The organism is Nitrospirota bacterium (genome assembly GCA_016212215.1).
Lineage (GTDB): Bacteria > Nitrospirota > 9FT-COMBO-42-15 > HDB-SIOI813 > HDB-SIOI813 > JACRGV01.
Map to the genome: position 1 here is coordinate 1 of JACRGV010000143.1, position 20,630 is coordinate 20,630.

General features: G+C 41.8%; 16 protein-coding genes. 7 read left to right on the top strand and 9 right to left on the bottom strand.

All coding sequences use genetic code 11. The features are described 5' to 3' along the window. Window positions 1–42: 42 nt before the first annotated feature. The 3 genes from HZA08_13095 to HZA08_13105 form a co-directional block, all read right to left on the bottom strand. Window positions 43–1,233 carry a hypothetical protein gene (locus HZA08_13095; GenBank protein ID MBI5194360.1) on the bottom strand — a complete coding sequence of 397 codons (1,191 nt, stop codon included), beginning with the start codon at window positions 1,231–1,233 and terminating at the stop codon, window positions 43–45. Window positions 1,234–1,438: 205 nt separating this feature from the next. Further along, the gene (locus tag HZA08_13100) at window positions 1,439–2,434 is read right to left on the bottom strand and encodes a PstS family phosphate ABC transporter substrate-binding protein (GenBank protein ID MBI5194361.1); all 996 of its coding nucleotides are present in this window, start codon (window positions 2,432–2,434) and stop codon (window positions 1,439–1,441) included. 78 nt (window positions 2,435–2,512) lie between these two features. Then, window positions 2,513–3,691, bottom strand: coding sequence for a hypothetical protein (locus HZA08_13105; protein MBI5194362.1), 1,179 nt, complete (start codon window positions 3,689–3,691; stop codon window positions 2,513–2,515). 274 nt (window positions 3,692–3,965) lie between these two features. On the opposite strand from HZA08_13105, the gene HZA08_13110 reads away from it, so the two are divergent. The 4 genes from HZA08_13110 (at window position 3,966) to HZA08_13125 (ending at window position 9,431) form a co-directional block, all read left to right on the top strand. Next, the gene (locus tag HZA08_13110) at window positions 3,966–4,358 is read left to right on the top strand and encodes a DUF1844 domain-containing protein (protein MBI5194363.1); all 393 of its coding nucleotides are present in this window, start codon (window positions 3,966–3,968) and stop codon (window positions 4,356–4,358) included. Between the two features lie 161 nt (window positions 4,359–4,519). Next, on the top strand, window positions 4,520–8,269 hold the full coding sequence (locus HZA08_13115; protein MBI5194364.1) for a translocation/assembly module TamB domain-containing protein: 3,750 nt from the start codon (window positions 4,520–4,522) through the stop codon (window positions 8,267–8,269). Between the two features lie 201 nt (window positions 8,270–8,470). Further along, window positions 8,471–8,728 carry a UPF0175 family protein gene (locus tag HZA08_13120; protein MBI5194365.1) on the top strand — a complete coding sequence of 86 codons (258 nt, stop codon included), beginning with the start codon at window positions 8,471–8,473 and terminating at the stop codon, window positions 8,726–8,728. A 154-nt stretch (window positions 8,729–8,882) separates the two neighbouring features. After that, window positions 8,883–9,431, top strand: coding sequence for an endonuclease domain-containing protein (locus HZA08_13125; GenBank protein ID MBI5194366.1), 549 nt, complete (start codon window positions 8,883–8,885; stop codon window positions 9,429–9,431). On the opposite strand, the gene HZA08_13130 is transcribed toward HZA08_13125, so the two are convergent. Further along, window positions 9,362–9,973 carry a restriction endonuclease gene (locus HZA08_13130; GenBank protein MBI5194367.1) on the bottom strand — a complete coding sequence of 204 codons (612 nt, stop codon included), beginning with the start codon at window positions 9,971–9,973 and terminating at the stop codon, window positions 9,362–9,364. The two genes, HZA08_13125 and HZA08_13130, sit on opposite strands and share 70 nt — an antisense overlap. After that, complete coding sequence (locus tag HZA08_13135) at window positions 9,970–10,926, bottom strand: site-specific DNA-methyltransferase (GenBank protein MBI5194368.1); 957 nt, start codon at window positions 10,924–10,926, stop codon at window positions 9,970–9,972. Before HZA08_13135 ends, HZA08_13130 begins: the two co-directional genes overlap by 4 nt. Window positions 10,927–11,421: 495 nt before the next feature. Between HZA08_13135 and HZA08_13140 the strand changes: the two genes are divergently transcribed. From HZA08_13140 to HZA08_13150, 3 genes are all read left to right on the top strand, one after another. Continuing rightward, window positions 11,422–12,702: an ATP-binding protein gene (locus HZA08_13140; GenBank protein MBI5194369.1), complete on the top strand. Its 1,281-nt coding sequence runs from the start codon at window positions 11,422–11,424 to the stop codon at window positions 12,700–12,702. A 13-nt stretch (window positions 12,703–12,715) separates the two neighbouring features. Next, window positions 12,716–15,463, top strand: a complete 2,748-nt coding sequence (gene bamA / locus HZA08_13145) for an outer membrane protein assembly factor BamA (protein MBI5194370.1) — start codon at window positions 12,716–12,718, stop codon at window positions 15,461–15,463. A gap of 144 nt (window positions 15,464–15,607) precedes the next feature. Then, complete coding sequence (locus HZA08_13150) at window positions 15,608–15,925, top strand: hypothetical protein (protein MBI5194371.1); 318 nt, start codon at window positions 15,608–15,610, stop codon at window positions 15,923–15,925. Window positions 15,926–16,005: 80 nt separating this feature from the next. On the opposite strand, the gene rfaE2 is transcribed toward HZA08_13150, so the two are convergent. From rfaE2 to HZA08_13170, 4 genes are read right to left on the bottom strand one after another with little or no spacing between them, the layout of a single operon-like run. Continuing rightward, window positions 16,006–16,482 carry a D-glycero-beta-D-manno-heptose 1-phosphate adenylyltransferase gene (gene rfaE2 / locus HZA08_13155; GenBank protein ID MBI5194372.1) on the bottom strand — a complete coding sequence of 159 codons (477 nt, stop codon included), beginning with the start codon at window positions 16,480–16,482 and terminating at the stop codon, window positions 16,006–16,008. Between the two features lies 1 nt (window position 16,483). Further along, window positions 16,484–16,852: an HPF/RaiA family ribosome-associated protein gene (locus tag HZA08_13160; protein ID MBI5194373.1), complete on the bottom strand. Its 369-nt coding sequence runs from the start codon at window positions 16,850–16,852 to the stop codon at window positions 16,484–16,486. Further along, the gene (locus HZA08_13165) at window positions 16,849–18,276 is read right to left on the bottom strand and encodes a bifunctional oligoribonuclease/PAP phosphatase NrnA (protein MBI5194374.1); all 1,428 of its coding nucleotides are present in this window, start codon (window positions 18,274–18,276) and stop codon (window positions 16,849–16,851) included. The genes HZA08_13160 and HZA08_13165 overlap by 4 nt, the downstream gene beginning before the upstream one ends. Next, a complete protein-coding gene (locus HZA08_13170; GenBank protein ID MBI5194375.1) occupies window positions 18,276–20,018 on the bottom strand; it encodes a tetratricopeptide repeat protein in 1,743 nt (580 codons plus the stop codon). Before HZA08_13170 ends, HZA08_13165 begins: the two co-directional genes overlap by 1 nt. Between the last annotated feature and the right edge of the window lie 612 nt (window positions 20,019–20,630).

Here is a 20,630-nt window from a genome sequence, read left to right on the forward strand (position 1 = left end):
ATAGTACAGTCTTTTTATCCATAGTATTTTCTTCTCCTTTTTTTAAAAACTCAATTGATAAACAAGCTGTCCCTTATGATCATCTGTGTCAGCAGGGTTACGATAGCCTCTCACTTCATAATCCGCAAGTATAGTGTTGTTTCCTGAGAGACGGTAGCTTAAACCGCCGACCATCACACTCTCTTCATCATTATTTGCATAAGCGTCCGGGTCCCATTCATCATACCGTGCAATAAAATTAAGGTTATTTGTGAAAGGAATTTTAAAGTCACCGAACAGAGAGAATCCCCGCTTGTCTTTTTCATCTTCACCCTTCTGATTTCCTTTTGCCTCGGCATATTCACCTGTAAGGACCATGTACTTATTCTGAAAACTAAGGAGGCCTGTATGCGTCTGCCAATCCGGTTTTGCAGACTTATTGCCTTTGCCGTTTACCCCAAAGTAAGATAGCTGAAGCCCGGGCAAGAGGTTCGGCAATGGCCGTAATGTAATTCTTCCTTCAACTACTTTATCCATGTTTTCTTCAACAGCATTGTACCCGCTCCCGTTATAAATTCCTATATAGTATCCGCCATATTTTCCTGAGTACGGTGTGCTGTAACCAACTTCTTCCTGTGTTTCCCTGCTGAGCTTACCGCCAAAATTGCCGATCAAACTGATGCCTATGTCAGCGGAATTAATATTCCCGAACCTCTCCTGAAACTGAGACCCCTGCATTCTGTAAGTGTTGATATTTTCCAGGAAGTCAATCCATGGAATCTGGGCAAGCCCTACACGTATTACATTTTCAGTAAACAAATCACCATCAGTGAGCAGGAAGTCTGCATAGTAGTATTTCATCCTCAGCTCTAAATCACCATATTGCGAATTGGATGTTTTTGTAATCTGTGTTACATCCGGTGTTATCCTCACCTTTAACCATGGGGTTATATCCTTTTTAATATTTATATAGCCCCTTGTCAGTACGATCCTGTTATAGTCTGTCCCGTTTTTATCTTTGGTACCGATGGAATAATCAATAAAAGCAACCCCCCCGATGCTTAAACCATCAAGGGCCTTTGGGATGTTTGACTTGGCCTCTTTCTGCTGTTCTGCCAGAAGAGAGACATACTCCTCCTCGCTTATTACCCCCTTCTTTTGCAGTGTCTTTAGTAACGAATCACCCGCCCATGCTGATGCTGTTAATGAGATGATAAATACTCCGATTATTAAGCCAGAAACTATTCTTTTCATGTTACGTTACCATTTTCCTTTCAACATCCTTAACTTTATTAGAATAACTTGTCAAAGTATTCTATCCTAATCTTTTAACTGAGTTCAACTTAATAAGTTAACAGACTTGTGTTACAACCATGTTACAGGTTTGTTATAATGCCGTTACAAACAAAAAAGGGCACTATAATAAGTGCCCCTTTTAACAAACCGACAAATTGAATCCTTATTCCTTCTGCAAAAGTTGCTCTATCTTTACGCCAACCTCAGAACCGTGGCCGCCGAATACAGAACCTGTTGTGTGTTTCTCAAACCGCCTGAGGACGAGATCGTAAGCCTTTGCCGGCAGGGAGATATAACCGACCTCTTTTGAGAGGGTACCGCTGTTTTTCAAATAAAAATCAACAAAATTCTTTACCTCTGTCTTGTCAGCAGTCTTCCTGTTTACATAGATAAATAAGGGCCTTGCCAGAGGCTGGTAGATGCCGTTTACTACATTGTCATATTCCGGTAAAAACGGACCTTTACCATTTGCATCATTCTCATCATCAATGGCCACTAGTTTTAACCTGTCTTTGTTATTTTCAAAGTATGCCACGCCAAAGAAACCAAGAGCAGAGGTATCTGTAGCAATACCCTGAACAAGGACATTGTCATCTTCACTTGATGTATAGTCACCGCGGCTTGAATGTTCCTTTCCTACTACGGCCTCTGTGAAGTAATCATAGGTGCCTGAATCAACCCCTGGGCCGAACAGGTGAATCTCCTTATCCGGCCAGTTCGGGCGGATCTGATTCCACTTCTTAATCTTTCCCTGGGCTGCCGGCTCCCATATCTTTTTTAATTCTTTCACTGTCATATAATCAACCCAGTTGTTTTTTGGATTGACCATCACAGCTAATCCATCATAAGCAACCGGTAGTTCGATGTACTCTATGTCATTCTTTTTGCAGAGTTCAACCTCAGATGGTTTTATCGGCCTTGAGGCATCACTAATATCTGTCTCACCGGCACAGAACTTTTTAAAACCGCCGCCCGTACCGGATATACCGACTGTTACCTTAGTCTGACCTTTTACAACTTTCTGGAATTCTTCTGCCACTGCCTCTGTTATTGGAAAAACTGTGGATGAACCGTCTATTTTAATTATCTGTGCAGCATAAGCCATTGTAGACATAACTACTATGCTCCCTGCTGCCAGACTTGCTATTATTTTTTTCATCTTTAAATCTCCTTTTCAAATCCCCCCAGCCCCCTTTTCTAAAGGGGGATTAAGGGGGATTTTCATTTTAAGTGGGTGTCAGAAGTACATCTGAGCCTGAACCTGATAAACATCTTTTTTATCATCATTGGCAAGTGCACCGCTTGCACCGGCATCATACATTGTATGTGCCCAGTTTAGTCCCACCTTAAAGCTGTGACCCTTTGCGTACCAGTTAGCCCCGGCTGTTGTAGTCTTTTCCTGCTTGTTTTTGCTGTTGGAGTCCTGGTCATATACTTCATAGCGGATTACAGGTTCAATATTAACTCCGGCGATATAATAACCGGCCTGGGCATACCAGCCTTTTGGTTCCTTAACACTTCTGCTCGGGTCAGTTGAGTCTTCCTGCCATGAGTTATACTCAAACTGGCCTGTTATCGCATTCCAGTGTCCTGAAATATCGAAACCGGTAAGTGTCCTGTCTTCCTGATATCCGTTATTCTTATATTCAATCCCATTCTGTACTGCATAGTTAGCCCCGATTGTCAGATGATGTCCCGTGCCGAGGTGTGCATCGCTCTGGCTGTGTTCAGCCCATCCGGCCGGTGAAATCTCTACACGGGCAATATATAAGGGAGCGGATTTATGGATGGTCGTTGCAGGGGGGCCTGAATAAATAGTAGAATTAGGCTCCCATCCATCCCCAATTGCAAGATTATATGCGACTACCCCCTCATATAATTTGCCGTTAATAAGAAGGTGAGGCTGATAATAATCATCAAAAAGCTTCTTGGCCGCCTCAGTAGAGGCCGCTCTTTCTATGATGAGTTGTTTTGACGAAGAGGTCAGAGAGACACGGGAATAAGGTAGTTTGGCCTTGCCGAACCTAACATTCAGCAGGTCATCAAATTTGTATTCAATATTTGCGTATTGCACCTTAACCTCGTTCGTCGGAGACCCGCTGGAGGCTGTCTTCCCGTTCTTATCTGCCTCAAATATGAGACTGTATTTTAAATTCTGTGCAAGCTGTCCGCCGAACTCCAGACGAATCCTCCTGATATACATATCCATTTCAGATTCATAAGACTTTCCATCCTCGCTCTTTATAAGGTCTCCCATATCGAGCCTTGGTTGAAGTCGTATCCTTGTTGTAATATCGGTGTCATCACTGATCTTGACCTTCACCCCCTTGGTCTCCTCACCAAACCTGAAATCCTGTGCATAAGTCGTAGTTGCCAGCATCAGTAATATGATTGCTATGAATAAGATTTTTCTCATTTCTCTTGCTCCTTGTTATTTTTATAGTCTGTTGTCATTCTAACTTCTTGCTTCTGCCTTCTGCCTTCTGCCTTCTACTTCACCTCCTTTTTTATTCTTTTAATAATATATAGAGTTATACAATGTTTAAATTGCGTGGTTATGACAGGAATGTTAAGGTTTTGTTACGAATTGTCTCAATAGTCAATGCCTGAGAGTTATAGCCACTTGCATTTGAAATTTCATTGTGATAAAAATCTATCCACAAGATATATATTAAGGGAGGTGTGTTATTATGGAAGAACAAGATAAGGATTCATTTATAGTAAAGGATAAGAGGCGTTTTACTGAGGGTGCTGAACAGGAAATCAAGGCAGAGGAAAAAACTGAGACTCAAAAAAAGGAGCAGGAGCAGGAAAGTGAAATCCATGACCATCCGGTTGAGATTAACTTTGCCTCTTTCATTTTTTCTATTGCCAGTTCGGCCTTTGTCCACCTTGGGGAAGAGGCTGACCCTATAAGCGGGGAAACGAGGGTATCTCTGCCGATGGCAAAGCAGACCATAGATGTACTCTCCATACTTGAGGAAAAGACAAAGGGCAATCTCACCAATGAAGAGGACCATTTACTTAAAAATCTCCTGTATGCACTCAGGATGAAATATGTTGAGGCAACGGCGAAGAAGTGAGCAGAGAGCAGAAGTTAGAGGTAAGAAGTTAGAGGCGAGAAGTTAGAAGTAAAAGACAAGAAGTAAGATTGCGTTTTAATATAAAGGATGATGCCCTTTGATTGTTGACACTATTCACTGTTCACTGATTACTGTTCACTGTATTTTCTAAAGGAGGCGGTTTGAGGAGACGGATTGCGATTATTGTTTCTCTTGGTCTCCTTGCCATTGTTGCTGTCTTAATCCTAATCCTCCAGAGCAGCTACCTTCCTGATAAAATCGAAAAAAAGATTACACCGCTTGTTGAAGAGGCCATCGGCCGCAGGATCAAGTTTTCAGGGTCATACATAAGCCTGTTTCCATTTTACTGGCAGATTTACAATGCCGGTCTATCTGACCCTAAGACCGGTGATGTCCTGCTCAAATCTAAGGACATAACAATTTACATAAGTCCGTTAAAACTCCTTTTAGATGAGGTATCAATAAAGGATATCCGCTTTAAAGAACCGAACCTTTCAATTATCAGATACAGCGATGGCAAGACAAATCTTGAGGGGCTTTTTCCTGAGAAAAAACCTACGAAATGGAAAGTAGTATTGAAAAAGATAAGTATTTCCAAAGGGACAATACAGTTCAATGACCTGCTTATATATAAAAATATTGTACTCAGTGCTGTTGATTGCAGGATACTGCCTGACCTTGATAAAAAGTTGTTTGCCGGTACCATTACGGCGGAAGGGAGTTACAGAGATCAGAAAATATCGCAGCAGGGGATAAAGATGAAGGGTGACGCGGCTGTTGATTTAAAAGATAAAAAGAAGGCATCAATAAAGGTATCCGGCTTAAATGTATCTACACCAGGCGGCACTGTGCTGAAGGCAGATGGTGTTGTAGCTGAAGACGGTTTGATTGACCTTAATGGGAAAGTTGCACTTTCCCTTAAAGATATAGCTGAACTTTCAGGCAAAAAGAAGGACCTTCATGGGACGGTTATTTTTACAGGCAGTGTAACCGGCACTATTAAAGAGCCTGCTGTAAAGGGAAATATAACTACTGACAGCCTGTCTTATGACAAGGTAAGTTACGGGAAAGTAAAGGGAGAGTTGTCATATAAGGAAAGGCTCTTACATATAACCAAAATTAAAGGTGATATTCTGAATGGTTCGGTCAAAGGGGACATGGAGGTAGATTTCAGAAATAGTATTCCTTCTTATCGTATGCAGATGAAGGCAGAGAACGTACAACCCCACAAGGTGATTGAACGCTATATGGCGGATTTGAAGGTTCCGATTGAGAAAAAGGGCCTGATAAATGCAGATGCAGAGGTGCGGGGAGAAGGTCTTAATAAAGATACGATAGTAGGTAAGGGGTGGATTTCATATAAAGACAAAAACCAGAATATTTCCCTGTCAGGCGGTATAAACAAAGGGCTTGATATTAATGCCGGTTTAACAGGGGAACTCACAGACATCGCCGGTTATCTGCATATCCCGCATTTTCCATTGCATGGCATTGCAACTCTTAACGGCGAGGTTTCCGGCGTCATTGCTAAACCTGTCATTAGCGGGACAATAATGATGAGCAAGGGGGTTGTGAAGGACACTGTCTTTGATACTGTTACAGCGGGGCTTAGGCTTGCTGCCGGCGAGCTGTTACTTCAGCCTGTTGTATTAAGGAAAGAGGATGCGGTTTATAGCCTGTATGGCAGTATCCGGTTCCGGTCACCGGAATTTAAAGACCCTTATTTTGACCTTAAAGGTGATATTAGTCATGGAAACCCGAATGACTTTATAAGCATATTCTATAAAACGATTCCATTAGATATGAGTGCAGACGGCCATGCATCAATAAACGGGGATTCACAGGATTTACAGTGGTTTTTTGATCTGAAGAGTTCCTCAGGTGCAATCTATAATCAGCGATTCGATAGCAGTGAGATTACTTTCAGCATAACAAAGGACAGGGTTATATTTGACAGGATAACTCTAAAACGGGGAAGTGATATTGCAGATGGAAAGGGATGGTTAGGTTTCAGTGATGAGTATAAGGATGAGTTTCATGCAGATATTTCTTCAGAAAGATTCAGCATCGAAAACTTTGACCTGCTTAACAGCAAGACTGATTTATTAAAAGGCTCCGGGTCATTTAACCTGTCGGCAGGAGGCAAGATCAATAATCCTGCAATAGAAATAACTATGCAGGTACCTCACCTGTTTATCAAAGATACGGATACAGGTTTTGCAAGACTTACTATGTCAAAAGATACAGGTGATATGACGGTGAGCGGACAGGTGCTTAATATGTCTTATGAAGGAAATATTACTTGGGAGGAAGATGCGGCTTATAAGATTTCAGGCCATCTGTTGGAAAGCAATATGGCACCGGTGTTGAATCTGATAAACCCCGCTTTTTCGAAGAAGGTTTCTGTTAAGACAAGCGGAGAGGTGGTTGTTGAAGGAAAGATAAAAGAACCTGATTCATTGCGTGTCAGTGTTGTCTTGTCACGGTTTAACGGTGTTTACAGTGATTACAAGATAGAGAATGACGGAGAGATAAAGCTGGTTTATGAGGGTAAAAGGCTTACCCTTGAATCTGTCAGGATAAAAGGCGACGGGACCTATTTCAATGTAACAGGAAGCCTGAATACTAACGGAGATAATAATATTTTTATTAACGGAGAGGCAGACCTCAGGCTGCTTTCTTTATTTACACCTGAGATTAAATACAGTAAGGGGAATGTTTACATAGCCTTTTTAATAAGCGGGGAACTTGCAGACCCCTCTATTCAGGGCGGTCTGGCAATAAAAGACGGGACAGTAAGGAGCACGACATTAAGGCAAACACTTGAGAATGTGAATGTATCAATCTTTTTTAATGGCCATGAGATTATTCTTGAATCAATGCAGGGTGCAATAGGAGGCGGAGGGGTTAGCGGATCAGGAAAGCTGGAGTTTAAGGAATTGAATATCAAGGAATTCGGTATTGTCATTGAGGTTGCGGATGCCGTATTCCGTTATCCCGAAGGGCTTGAATCAAGGTTAGACGGGACATTTGTATTGCAGGGCACGCAAAAGTCTAAGGGTATAAAGGGTGAGATAAGCGTAAAAAAGGTTACTTATGACAAGAATATAAATCTCAGGACTATGGTGCTTGAACTTCAGAAGAAAAAGATAAAGGTTGACCAGCCTGTCCCTGTGTTCGGTGATACTGAGCTTAATATTCACATCAGCGGAAAAAAAGATATATGGATAAACAATAACCTTGCTAAAGTCCCGCTTGAGGCAGACCTGATGCTTAAAGGTACAATTGATCACCCGCTTCTTTTTGGAAGGGTAGAGGCCCGTGATGGTACATTCACTTTCAGCAGGAATCCATTTAAGGTTATCTCTGCAACAGCAGATTTCGCAAGCCCGGATACTATAAAACCTGTGCTTGATATTCATGCCTCAACAGATGTAAGAGAATACAAAATAGACATGAGACTTACAGGGACAATGGACAGGTTTAACCTTTATTTAAGCTCTGACCCTGTACTAAGCGAGACAGATATACTTGCCCTGATGACAGTGGGCCAGACAGCAGCAGAGGCCGCAGAGACGATGAAGTCAGTCGGCACAGTAGAGGCAACCGCATTCCTCGCCGCACCTATTCAGGAAAAATTAGAAGGGACATTGCAGGACATTATTAAAGTAGACAGATTCCAGGTAGAGCCATATTATTCAAACACCTCCGCCTCCGGCGGCGCCCGTCTCACAGTCGGAAAAAAACTGTTGGATGACCGGCTCTATGTGACATACACCACCGGCATTACCACAGTAGAAGAACTAATAAAACTCGAATACTTCCTCGGAAAAAACGTCTATGTAGTCGGCGAGCGGGACGAACTCGGCAGGATGAGCGGGGATATTAAGTTCAGGTTTGAGTTTAGATAGCGAATGTTGTCAATACCGCATGCTTTAAGCGGGAATCCGGTGTTTTATTAAAGAAAACTACACCCGCTATGACCAATCGCATTTTTTCTACTTCAATTTGAAGCGTATCCTTTACTTTTCTATAATTTTCATAAATAATGCAGATACATTTCTGTGCAATTATTTTATAAGGAGGATATCAGGATGTCTGACAGAAGAAGTATATCCCTAAATATACCGGAAGATATTATCCTTTCACTCAAGATACCAAAAGATAAGATTCGTGAAGAACTGTTGAAAGAATTGGCCATAACCCTCTATGAAAAACACATACTATCTTTTGGAAAGTCAAGAGAATTGGCTAAGATGAGTAAATGGGAATTTCATGATGAACTTGGCAGGCGAAAGATTCCAAGACACTATTCAGAGAAGGAACTTGAAGAGGATATAAAATTTGCCGGAGAAACTTGTCATAAGTAATGCATCCCCTATCATGAACCTGGCTATTATCGGCCGGTTAGATCTTCTGCGGGAGTTATTCTCTATGGTTCTTTTTCATTTTGAGTGGGTAAAGAATATTCCCTCCCCCTTGAAGGGGGAGGGCTAGGGTGGGGGTGTTTCTATTGGAGATAAGATAACAACATTGGGGAAAGCCCTCAGGAAAAGACCTACAGATGCGGAACAATTGCTATGGAATCACTTGAGGATGAAACAGATGGAAGGATTGAAATTCATAAGGCAACAGCCTATAGATAAGTACATAGTTGATTTTGTTTGCTTCGAAAACCGCATTATTATTGAAGTGGATGGCGGACAGCATGCGGCAGAAAGAAATAAGGATATAGAAAGAGATGCATACCTTCAACGATTTGGTTTTAAGGTTTTAAGGTTCTGGAATAATGAAGTCTTAGCGGCAATAAGGGAGAGCTGTTTATATCACCCTCCCCTTAATCCCCTCCCGCCAAGGGAGGGGAAGAGGAAAAGGGGACAGATTTATTTTAAATCTAGAAAAATAAATCTGTCACCTTTTTTTCACTTATTCATCGTAGTTCATTTATGGCATACCATCTTTATCCTCTATATAATCGCAAAGACAACAAGCAAACCCCAAAGTTATGTTGCGATGCCAATGATGACTAAAGGAACTGCGGGAACTCCTCGCCCTTGTCTGACTACGTTATAAAGCTCGCCCTCGTAATAGGCAACGCCGGAGCTCATCTGTGATTGAAGGGATTTCATGGGGAGAATCTCAATGCCGACATCAATCCTGTCACCGATATAAAAGGCGAGATGCTTTACGAATAGGTCGTAGGCCACAAAGGAATACTTGCCGAACTGGACTTCGACTGCAACCCGGTCTTTGACAAAGTCCGTCTGGTTGTAACTGAATATCGGTGTATCACCGGCCGTCTCGATTTCCTTCTTCTGCTCGTCAGGCGGCAAGGTGAGTGTCTTCCTAATCAGTTTTTCACTCTTAGTTACCCAATAACTGACCCGGCTTTCCTGCCAGTCTTTGATACGCAATAGCCTATTGAATTCGGAATTCATTTCAATTGGACTGTAAAGTAGTTTACCCTTCATTGTCTTTTCTTTGGATACCTTGGTCTTGCATTTTTCCGCATCCACAGTGGAAATGACAGACTGTATTTCTTTCCATAATTTCGGCTTATGAACAAGCAGGAATTCAAGACCATTTAAGTGGGAATAAGTTTCAACGGTTTTCATCGAGCTGAGTACCTCTGATTTTCATCAGGTTTTTCCAACAACACGAGTTGATCATTATCCTGGTTTGTTGTCCACGGTGGAATTGTCAAACTGTTCCCTGCCTCAACCGGATTATATACGGGTTTGTTCATGGGGCGGGTTCTTAAAGTTCCGGAAAGTTCTTTTTCAATTCTTTGTTTTGCCAAATCAACATATTTTGGAAGTGTCTCTGCACCTGCGCCACGCCGCTTGTGGCGTAGGGCAGCTATAATTGATGTTCCGGTACCAAGAAACGGATCAAATACCCAATCCCCCTCATTAGTCATTGATAGAACAAGGCGTTCAATAAGTTCAACCGGGAACTGGCACGGATGTTCTGTTTTTTCAATGTGGTTGCTTTTAACGTTGGGGATTACCCATAAATCCCCGGGGTTCTTTCCAAGCGGGTTGCAGGAATACTTTCCTGCATTTGGCCCTTTGAAGTATTTTTTACCCGGGTATTTCTGAGGAACCCTGACTGGGTCTATGTTGAATACATAATTATCTGTTTTGGTGAACCATAAAATGGTTTCATATCGTCCGGAAAAGCGGCGGCTGCAATGCAGTCCATGCTCAAAGTGCCATATTATCCGATTACGCATCCTTAAACCAAGATTCGTGAAAATCGGATAAAGCATCATGTCAAGTGGAATGATGGCCCCATTATCAACATAGTTCCCGACTTGCCAACAAATGCTACCGTTTGGAGATAGGCAACGAACACATTCGGTTATGACGGCGGCTTGTTGCTCAAGATAGGATTCTATTTTGAGACGTTTCTCATATTCTTTTCCAATGTTGTACGGCGGTGATGTGACTACCAGTTGCAACGTTTCATTGGGAATGGTTTTCAACAAATTAATGCAGTCGCCAGGATGGACTACTATATTCGCTGACGGTGTAAAGTATTCAATTATTTTCTTGTTTTTTAGCATGTCGGTATAATACCAACAAGAAGGTAATGAGTCAACGGACAAGATTTCAGGTTTTATTTCTCTATGCGCGACCGCACTGGTTTCATTTCTGTGATCGTCACGTAATTGGAATTGATATAGATTCAAGGAACCAGAAACTCAACCCCAAAAATCTAATAATCCAATCCACAATTTTTCACCCCCACCCTACCCCTCCCCCATCAAGGGGGAGGGAATATTTATGAAATTTGCAAGTTCATTGAGGCTCTTGCAAAAGTCCCAAAATGCTGTCATTCCCGCATGCTTTAAGCGGGAATCTATTGGTTTTTAATAGAAAATCATATCCGTCCCCGAGTGCTTCTATCGGGGATAAAAGATTTCGGGGATGACAGAGACTTTTGCAAGAGCCTCCATTGTTAATTCAATTATGAGTCCCTTAATAATATAGGCACATACTATCAAGCCCATTGCAAGATTACCTTGCAATTTTGCAATCAGATTGATAAGCTATCGGGCATGGAATTTGTAAAACGGGACATACTCAATGTGGTGCTTGACAGGCTGAGGCATGACAATGTCCTTGCCATTACCGGCGCCCGGCAGACAGGAAAAACCACTTTATGCGAAAACCTAATCCCTGAGTCCCTGAACAAGCCTTTTACTTATATATCCTTCGATGACCCTGATGAAAGGATTCGTTTCCAGAATTCCGCTATTTCCATACTGGAATCTATTGAGGCCCCTATGATTATTCTCGATGAAGTGCAAAAGGTGCCGTTCATTTTTGATTCTTTGAAGTTTGTTATTGATAAGCAGAATCGGAAAAAAGGTACTGCTAAAAAGGTCTTCATCCTTACAGGGTCGTCTCAATTGATGCTTCTGAAAAATATCAGCGAGTCCCTGGCCGGCAGAATTGCGTTTCTGAACCTGTATCCCTTTTCTATTTCTGAGGTGACCGGCATTGGGCTGCCCCCGATCCTCACTAAGATATGGGAAGTATCCCGGATAACGAAAAAGGGCATTGAACGTTTCCATACATTGCAGCCTGAATTGGTGCGTCTTGCTATTCAGAGGAGGGATGAGCACATTTCGTGGGGCGGGTATCCTGTTGTGTGGCAAAGAAAGGAAGATGCGGACAAGGTTAATTGGCTTAAAGACTATAGAAAGACTTATATAGAAAGAGACATATCTGACGTAGGGCAGGTGGCAAACATAGATACCTTTGTACTGACGCAAAAGCTCCTGTGTGCTCGCACAGGGCAGATACTTAGTATCAGCGAAGTTGCACGGGATTCGGCACTTGCAGTGAACACGGTAAAACGCTATATAGGTCTGATGACCATGTCCTATCAGGCATTTATAGTACCGCCGTACCATGAAAATATAGGTAAGCGGCTTATTAAAAGCCCAAAGATTTATTTTCCGGACGCAGGTCTTATTAAGGTAATTTCCGGAGAGATGACTATAAATGCCGGGGCTGCCTATGAGAGTTGGATTTGCTCTGAACTAATGAAATGGAAACAGCTTCAGGCTGTGGAGCCGGACATTTTCTTTTATCGAACCGGCTCAGGTATGGAGGTAGATTTTTTATTGACTGGGAAAGGGATAATAATACCCATAGAGGTAAAGTCATCTGCGAAAGTGTTATATGAAGACGCCAGGAGCCTTGCATCTTTCATGGAGCAGTATAAAAAGGTATCTCCTGTCGGAATAATCGTATACAGGGGAAGGGAATTTAAGGAGGTTAGGAAAGATATATGGGCGATACCGGACTGGTATCTTCTTGGCGGGCTTTAATGGGGTGGGAATAGTGAAATATCTTTTATATATACTGACATTCATAATACTTTTCTCTTCCGTAAACGCTTATTCTCAGGATGATCTGAGTGCGTTTGCCGGCAGGAAGATATATTCTGTCAAGTCAATCTCTGTTTCAGGTCTTACAGACAAAAGCATTGAAAAGGTGTGTGACATAAAAAGCGGGGACATTTTTTCCGTATCTGCGATAAGGGGGTGTATTGTATCTTTTTTCCAGAAAGGGATATTTAAGGATATTCAGGTTGAGGCTTATGAGGAAATGGACGGGGTGATGCTTCAGTTCACCTTTATAGAAAAGATAAAAGTAGCGGCTATAAAGGTAGAAGGGTCTGATTATTATTCAGCAAAAAAGATTAAGGCCTCTGCCGGGGTTAAGATTGGGGATGAGTTTACAGAGGATGTAACGGCTTCTGTAAGGGAACATCTGCTTGATCTGTACAGGGGACAAGGGTTCTTTGATGCAGATGTTGATGTAAAGAGTGGGTCATTAGAAGGTGATGGGACAGGCGTCGGCAGTGGGCTGTTTATAAAAGTAAATGAAGGCAAGCGGGCAAAGGTATCGGCTGTTATATTAAATGGAAACCGGGTATTTAGTGATAATGATATAAAGGATGTAATGAAAATACGGGAAGGGAAATATTACATTGAAAAGGATGTGTATGCAGGTATTAAAGCCCTTGATAAATTTTATCCGGATAAAGGATATATTAAAATAATGATAAGCCCCCCGGACATAATCTATGACAGGGAAAAGAGGGAAATCCTTATATCACTTTATATTGAGGCCGGGCCGCATGTAGAGATTTTATTTGAAGGTGTAGAGGACGTGAAACCTGAAGTCCTGCAAAAGGAGCTTTTGTTCAGGAAGGAGAAATCCGTTGATGCCGCTGTAATTGATGAATCAATAGACATGATGACAAGGTATTACAGAGATATGGGATATTACCTGGCAAGGATAACTTACGCTCTGGAAAAACCTGATGAAAACAATATCAGGATCAAGTTTCATGTAACAGAAGGTATCTCCGTTTTAATCAAGGAGATCCGGTTTACAGGTAATTCTTATTTTGATAGTAAGATTCTGATGGAATTCCTCAATACAAAAGAGGAAAAGTTTTTCCTTGAAGATGTACTTCAGGAGGATATAAAGGATATTGCAAATCTATATAAGAGTAACGGATTTCTTGGTGTAAAGATCACTTATGATGTGTCTTTCATAGAGGAAGATATGACATTGAATCTATCAATAAATATTGAAGAAGGTGTGCAGACTCATATATCAGGGATCAGTATAACGGGTAATCAGAAGTTCAGTACACAGGGATTGAAAAGAAGTATTAAATCGAGGGAAGGTAAACCGTTTAATGAATCCCATGTAGTAGATGACATGTACACTATACAGTCATTATATGTTCAGAAAGGGCATCTTTACGCGGGAGTTGATCTGAAGACCCGGTATAGTGAGGATAAAAAGGGGGTAGGGATTGATTATGCTGTTAGTGAAGATAAGCCGGTGTACCTTGGGAATATCTTTATAACAGGCAATTCCTTTACTAAGGATTATGTTATAAGGCGGGAACTCCTGATAAAAGAAGGGGATCTGTACAGTTATGAGAATATCCTGAGAAGTCAGAGAAGGCTTTTGTCCCTGGGTTATGTCAGGGATGTAAGGCTGGAGCCTGTAAATCCTGATGTTAAAGAACATAGAAAAGATATTGCTGTACATATAGATGAAGGGTTTCCCGGCACTGTTGAACTTGGTGTCGGTTATGGAGATGTTGAGAGATTCCGGGGGACATTTGAGGCACGCTATAAAAATCTTTTAGGGACAGGGCGGCAGGTGAGTATGAAGGTTGAAGGGAGTTCAATTGAACAAAAGTATGGAGTCGGTTACAAAGAACCATGGATATTCGGTTATCAGGCAGACGGCAGGATAAATGTGGCAGATCAGATGGAAAAAAAGAAGAGCTTTAACAGGCGTACATTCGGGTTGACCACAGGGATTGATAAGAGTTTCAGCGACTTTGTAAAGGGTTCATTAATGTTTCAGTATGAGGATGTAAAATTGTCGGATGTAAGCCCTACAGCCATACTCACATCTGAAGATACCGGTAAGACAGAGGTTGCTACAATAAATCCCTCTCTTATGATAGACAGGCGGGATGACCCGTTCAATCCTAAACGCGGACAGTTTTACAGTATCGCCTTCAGAGAGGCGGCCCAGCTTATAGGTTCTACTCCCCAATTTGTAAAGATAAACCTCCAGAGCAGTTTTTTCTACTCCCCCTTTTCAAGAGTTGTCCTCGCCCTTTCAGCACGCGGCGGTGCTGCATGGAATTTTGGTGAGTCAACTGAGGTGCCGATTTTTGAAAGATATTTTGCCGGAGGCAGGAGTACTGTAAGGGGATATGATCAGGAGAAACTCGGCATACCGGGTAAGACGATTATTTATGATGGACAAAGCTGGAACCCGACAGGCGGCAACATGATGGTAGTATTAAACGGAGAAATCAGATTCCCTCTGTTCAAGGGCCTCGGCATGGTAACCTTTGTAGACGGCGGTAATGTCTGGAGGAAGATAGAAGAGTTTGATGCCGCAGAGATAAAGAAAACTGCGGGCTTGGGGATACGTTATGACACGCCTGTAGGCCCGCTCAGGTTGGACATGGGATGCAAATTAGACAAGGAAGCAGGTGAAGATAAGTGTGTGCTGCATTTTACGCTGGGTCATGCCTTTTAGAGAATACCTTGCAGGTTAATCCTGACCGTGTAATAATAAATCTATAAAAACCAATTCTTATGATAAGTCCCGGTCAACCTGACCAATCCCCCTGTAAGGGACAGCTCCTTTAATAAAAATATTTAAGTTGGAAAGGAGGATGACATGTTATTAATTGATATTCCAGTAGGAATAGTCGCCGGACAGGTAATTGCAGACGCAGGAAGGGATGCAATCAGATCAGGTAATAAAGATGTTATTTCCAGCGTCCGGTCAATTGCAATCATTTTCGCCTATCTTTTCACTACGCCTGTTGTTATCTACTTCTTCATGGGATGGCCTGCATGGGAGACTAATTATTTCTGGGAGTGGGTGGACCATATTCAGGGTACGCCGTCTCTGGCAATTGTTGGGTTTATGATTGTAGCCATGTCTTTTGTACCGGTAATTATTGGATTTGAGACAGGAAGGTTACTGGTGTAGGCAAGGAAAATAAATCAGTCCCCTTTTTCCCCCTTTTTCCCATGACCTGCGGAATATTTGTATGGAAGCATTAGGGTGAATCAGTTGTTATTAAATCTTTTCAATATCTCTTCAATGATATTCGTTGACGATGCGCCTTCGATGTATGGAATGTTGCAAACTGTTCCACCACGGGATTCCACAATATCCCTGCCGATGATATTTTCTATGGCCCAGTCTCCTCCTTTAACAAGGACATCAGGCTTAATGGCTGTAATAGTTTTATAAGGGTCCGGTTCATTGAAGATTACTACAAAATCAACATACCGTATTGATGAAAGAACTTCGGCCCGTTCTCCCTGTGGGATAACAGGCCGTTTGTCTCCTTTAATACCCTTCACAGACTCATCACTGTTCAGTCCGACAATAAGTATGTCGCCATACTCTCTTGCCTTTTTTAAATAGGTTACGTGCCCAAGATGGATAATATCAAAACACCCGTTAGTAAATACGATACGTTTTCCTTCCTGCTTTAGTTTATCAATGATGCCGACTAGTTCAGGAAGCTCAACTACCATGTTATTCTTCTTCTTCCGTCTTCAGGGTCCTTGGTTTCTTCTCAGCCCTGCGGTCTTTATAAGTGTGTTCTCTCTTCAGCAGGTCTTTGTATTTTTTTACCTCTCTCAGCAACTCTTCAAAGGTATTGTTCATAGAGTTAAAAGAATCAAATCCTGTATCCGTTGCCCTGAGTGTCTTCTTTGGAAGTGCAAGGGTGAGGGATGTATAATACTCTTCGCGTCTTGCATGTTTTTCAAAGGTTACATCAAGTTTAACCACATCATCATCATAAGTCGCTAAAAGTTCTTCCACCTTTTTTACCTTTTTTTCAAGCTGTTCTTCAACCAGAGGCATTGGTTCAAGATTTTTATAGAATACGTTGTAGATCATTGTTTACCCTCCTGTTCTTTAGTGGTCTCTTCAAAACCGGATAGGAATAATTCCACTATTCGCTCCCGAAAAGTTGATTGTTTTTTGTCACCATACCGTTTATAGAAGTTTTTTAACGGAATAACCGCCTTTGCCATGTGGCTGTGCCCGCCTGCACCTCCAATGTCACCGAATGCCTTTTTTACAATTACCCCGGCACTCCTTACATAACCCACATTACGAACTGATATTACCAGATTTCCCTTGAATACTCCAGAGACAACAGACCACTCCACACCTTCTATCTGCAGAGAAAAATCAGCAAAGTGCGGTATCACATCCTCCCGCTTAACCTTTCCAAGATGAGAGAATAATATGTTATTAATTATCTTTCGCTTTTTAAGTGCATTGCTGAATGAATCAATATCTTCAGGAAGTACCTCCGGCCTCTCGATTCTCCTGAGAATGTTTGAGTTTGCAATGGGATAAAGATATGAGAATGCACTGATGTCTGCCGGGTCTACCCCTCGGCCAAGGAGGAGCGTGTCACTCTTTATGCCGTACAGCAGGGCCGTGGCAAGACGCTGGGATATATTGAAATCAACTGCCCTCAGATATTCAGTCAGAATGGTAGATGTTGCTCCGTAAGTTGCTCGTATATCCTTTATCTTTGCCGAATACCCCGGCTTCTCCGGGTGATGGTCTATTACTACATCAACCGGCAGTGTAACCTGATTCATTGCATCACCAAGGTGAGCCGGCTGAACGTCAAGCAGGCATAATCCATCATACTTGTTGATGGTATCAGGAACTACCTTTGCCACTTCAATATCCAGCAGTCTCAGCATTGCAATATTCTCCGGTCTTGTCACCTCACCGAAGGAGGCGATGTGGGCAGTGGTTCTGTTCCTTCCTATAAGATGGCGGAAGGCAAGTGCGCTTGCTATTGCATCAGGGTCAGGGTCTGTTTGTATCAGAAGGAGAATCTTATCTTTATCTTCAAATAGATCTTTGAGGCGCTGAACATGCCTTTTTATAAATGCCTCATCTATCTTGGGGAGGCACAGCTCAGTAAAGATTGCAGAGGGTCTGACCATCTTGGCACTGAGATGCTCAGGTATCGTTATCCCGTTTTCTTCAATAATAAGGGCCGGCTGATATGGAAAATGACGGGAAACGGTTTTCAGGACTCCGGATAATACACTATGGTTCTTAATAGAAATGATAAAACAACTGTCAGGACCAGGATGCAGTTCTTTTACAAGCCTGTCTTTTTCATTAGTAAAGGAGACTACCTTTGCAGGGACACCCATATTGCAGAGCCTGTTATAAGTGTCCTCCTGGTCTACAATAAACTGTATTGTATCTTTTTTTGTGCAGGGAGATTTTATAAGTAACAGGAGGAAGTAGGGAAGTTCATCCTGGCACAGGATTATATAATCCATTACTTTTTATGTTTCTCCGGAATTTTTTTATTTTTATTGTTACCTGCGGCTCTTACTGATTTGTGTAGTTTAAGGGCTTTTTTGTTGAATTGCAATGCCTTTGTGTATTCCCCGCATTTTATATAAATGTGGCCGATGCCGAGATAGTCCAGCTCAATGCCGATCCTGTTTTTTAGTTTTGTATGGATATCGAGGGCCTTTGTAAGAAACTGTAAACCCTTTTTGTAGTTCCCCTGATTACTGTATACTGTACCAATCTGGGCATAAGCATTGCCGACACCCAGTCTGTTTCCCATACGCTTGTGAACCTCAAGAGATTTAAGGAGAAAATCGAGGGCCTTTTGGTATTCTCCATGACTATTATAAATATTGCCGAGGCTCGCCTGAATATTGGCAAGTGCTGTCATCTCTCCCTGCTTATTTCCTGCACCCCTGTAAATCTCAAGGGCCATCTCCTGATGCTTTAATGCAGATTCAAAATCCCCTTTACTGCTGTATATATTTCCAATGTTCGCATATACATTTGCCTCACCGAGTTTGTTCCCGACATGCCTGTGGATAGTGCTCGCCTTATGGTGAAATTCAAGGGCCTTATCATAATTCCCCTGATGACAGCAGGTATTTCCTAAATTAGTATAAACACTCCCAATCCCTATCTGATTATTAAGCTCCTCGTTTATCTTTAGAGCCTTGTTGTGATATTCTGCTGCCTTACTGTAAACCCCCTTATGGGTGTAGATGTTTCCAATATTAGAATAGTCACTCCCTTCACCGAGCCTGTTCTTTAAGGTCTTGTGAATCTTCAGGGCCTTTTTAAAATGATCCAGTGCCTTGTCATATTTTCCAATTTCAGAATAGATCGTCCCCATATTTGCGTAATCATTACCCTCACCGAGTTTGTGGCCGAGTCCGGCATGAATCTTCAGTGCGTTTTCATAATACCTTATGGCATTTTTGTGGTCATCCTGTATATTGTAAATATTTCCTATATTCGTATAATCATTGCCTTCCCAGATCCGGTTATGAAGGCGTTTGTGTATTGTTAATGCCCTTTTATGATAATCAAGTGCAGTTGAGAAGTCCCCTCTCTTACTAAGGACATTTCCTATATTTGCGTAAATGGTCCCTTCTCCAAGGAGGTACAACTCTTCTTTATAAATTTCCAGGGCCTTTTTATAATAATCCATTGCCTTAATGTAATCCCCGCGGAATTTATAGAGGACTCCAAAACTGCTGTAATCATGTCCCTCTTCGAGATGTTCTTTAATGGACTTGTGAAGTTGTAATGCCTTTTTGAATAAACCCTGTGCCTCATCAGCCTTACCCTGAATGGCATATATCGTTCCGATATTGTTATATACACCGCCCTCTTCCCCTTTATTAGTAAACTTCTGAAATATTTTTAATGCATCAGAGAAATATTTTAATGCATCATTATATTTCCCTTTTTTTGAGTGGATTGCCCCGATCCTGCGCAGGGATTTTCCTTCACCATTATAATAACCAAGGGAGATTGACTCGCTGAGGGCCTTATTGTAAAAATTCAGGGCTGAATTATATTCACTCTGTGAGTCTGCAATTTTTCCATATAGAATAGAAACTTCCGGCAGGATTATCTTTTCACTTTTATTTTGAAAGGGAATAGAAGAAATTCTACTAAGAGACATGGAGGCCCTTTTATACTCCCCCCTGTTAATAGCAGTATCAATTTCTTTGAGTTGTGTTTCTACAGATTGATTCATTTTAAAGGCTACATTATAACATAATTTGAATAAGATACAATACGATGAAAAATAATGTTATTTTATTGGAGCGGGAAACGGGATTTGAACCCGCGACCCTCGCCTTGGCAAGGCGATTTAAACAAATTCTGTAAGTGGACTTCCTGTCTGCAAAATTCCATGAAGCCCTTTATTTTAAAGGGATTATATTGTTCTATTCTCTAATGTATTTTCTATCTGTTAATATGCATCTCATCTTCCGGCCATCTTTGTGTGCTCCTCAATCGCAACCCCTCAGCATAGATTCAACTACGCCTTCGGGTTTGCTCAATCGGTCGCACTCAAACCTGACCTAAATCTGAGCGCCTAAATGCACAACTTATTTCATGACAGACCCTTAGTTGATGTCCTTTATAAGATGATAGGGGTAAATGAAAGTAAACCCTTCAGCAATCTGCATGTTTATCTGAAGGCCAGAAGATATAAGGGCCGTTTCAACTAAGTTCCCGAAGGCGGCACGCTCTATGTCCCTGATGGATATTACATGTTGCGGGCAAAACATAGCGACGAAAATAATTGTAATCTGGACTACACTCCGATTACTCTGAAGAGCAATATGACGTTCTTGATGTC

Excerpts from the sequence above, each read along its gene's own strand:
- HZA08_13095 (MBI5194360.1), bottom strand. The coding sequence starts at position 1,233 with ATGAAAAGAATAGTTTCTGGCTTAATAATCGGAGTATTTATCATCTCA.
- HZA08_13100 (MBI5194361.1), bottom strand. The coding sequence starts at position 2,434 with ATGAAAAAAATAATAGCAAGTCTGGCAGCAGGGAGCATAGTAGTTATG.
- HZA08_13105 (MBI5194362.1), bottom strand. The coding sequence starts at position 3,691 with ATGAGAAAAATCTTATTCATAGCAATCATATTACTGATGCTGGCAACT.
- HZA08_13110 (MBI5194363.1), top strand. The coding sequence starts at position 3,966 with ATGGAAGAACAAGATAAGGATTCATTTATAGTAAAGGATAAGAGGCGT.
- HZA08_13130 (MBI5194367.1), bottom strand. The coding sequence starts at position 9,973 with ATGAAAACCGTTGAAACTTATTCCCACTTAAATGGTCTTGAATTCCTG.
- HZA08_13135 (MBI5194368.1), bottom strand. The coding sequence starts at position 10,926 with ATGCTAAAAAACAAGAAAATAATTGAATACTTTACACCGTCAGCGAAT.
- HZA08_13140 (MBI5194369.1), top strand. The coding sequence starts at position 11,422 with ATGGAATTTGTAAAACGGGACATACTCAATGTGGTGCTTGACAGGCTG.
- HZA08_13150 (MBI5194371.1), top strand. The coding sequence starts at position 15,608 with ATGTTATTAATTGATATTCCAGTAGGAATAGTCGCCGGACAGGTAATT.
- rfaE2 (MBI5194372.1), bottom strand. The coding sequence starts at position 16,482 with ATGGTAGTTGAGCTTCCTGAACTAGTCGGCATCATTGATAAACTAAAG.
- HZA08_13160 (MBI5194373.1), bottom strand. The coding sequence starts at position 16,852 with ATGATCTACAACGTATTCTATAAAAATCTTGAACCAATGCCTCTGGTT.
- HZA08_13165 (MBI5194374.1), bottom strand. The coding sequence starts at position 18,276 with ATGGATTATATAATCCTGTGCCAGGATGAACTTCCCTACTTCCTCCTG.
- HZA08_13170 (MBI5194375.1), bottom strand. The coding sequence starts at position 20,018 with ATGAATCAATCTGTAGAAACACAACTCAAAGAAATTGATACTGCTATT.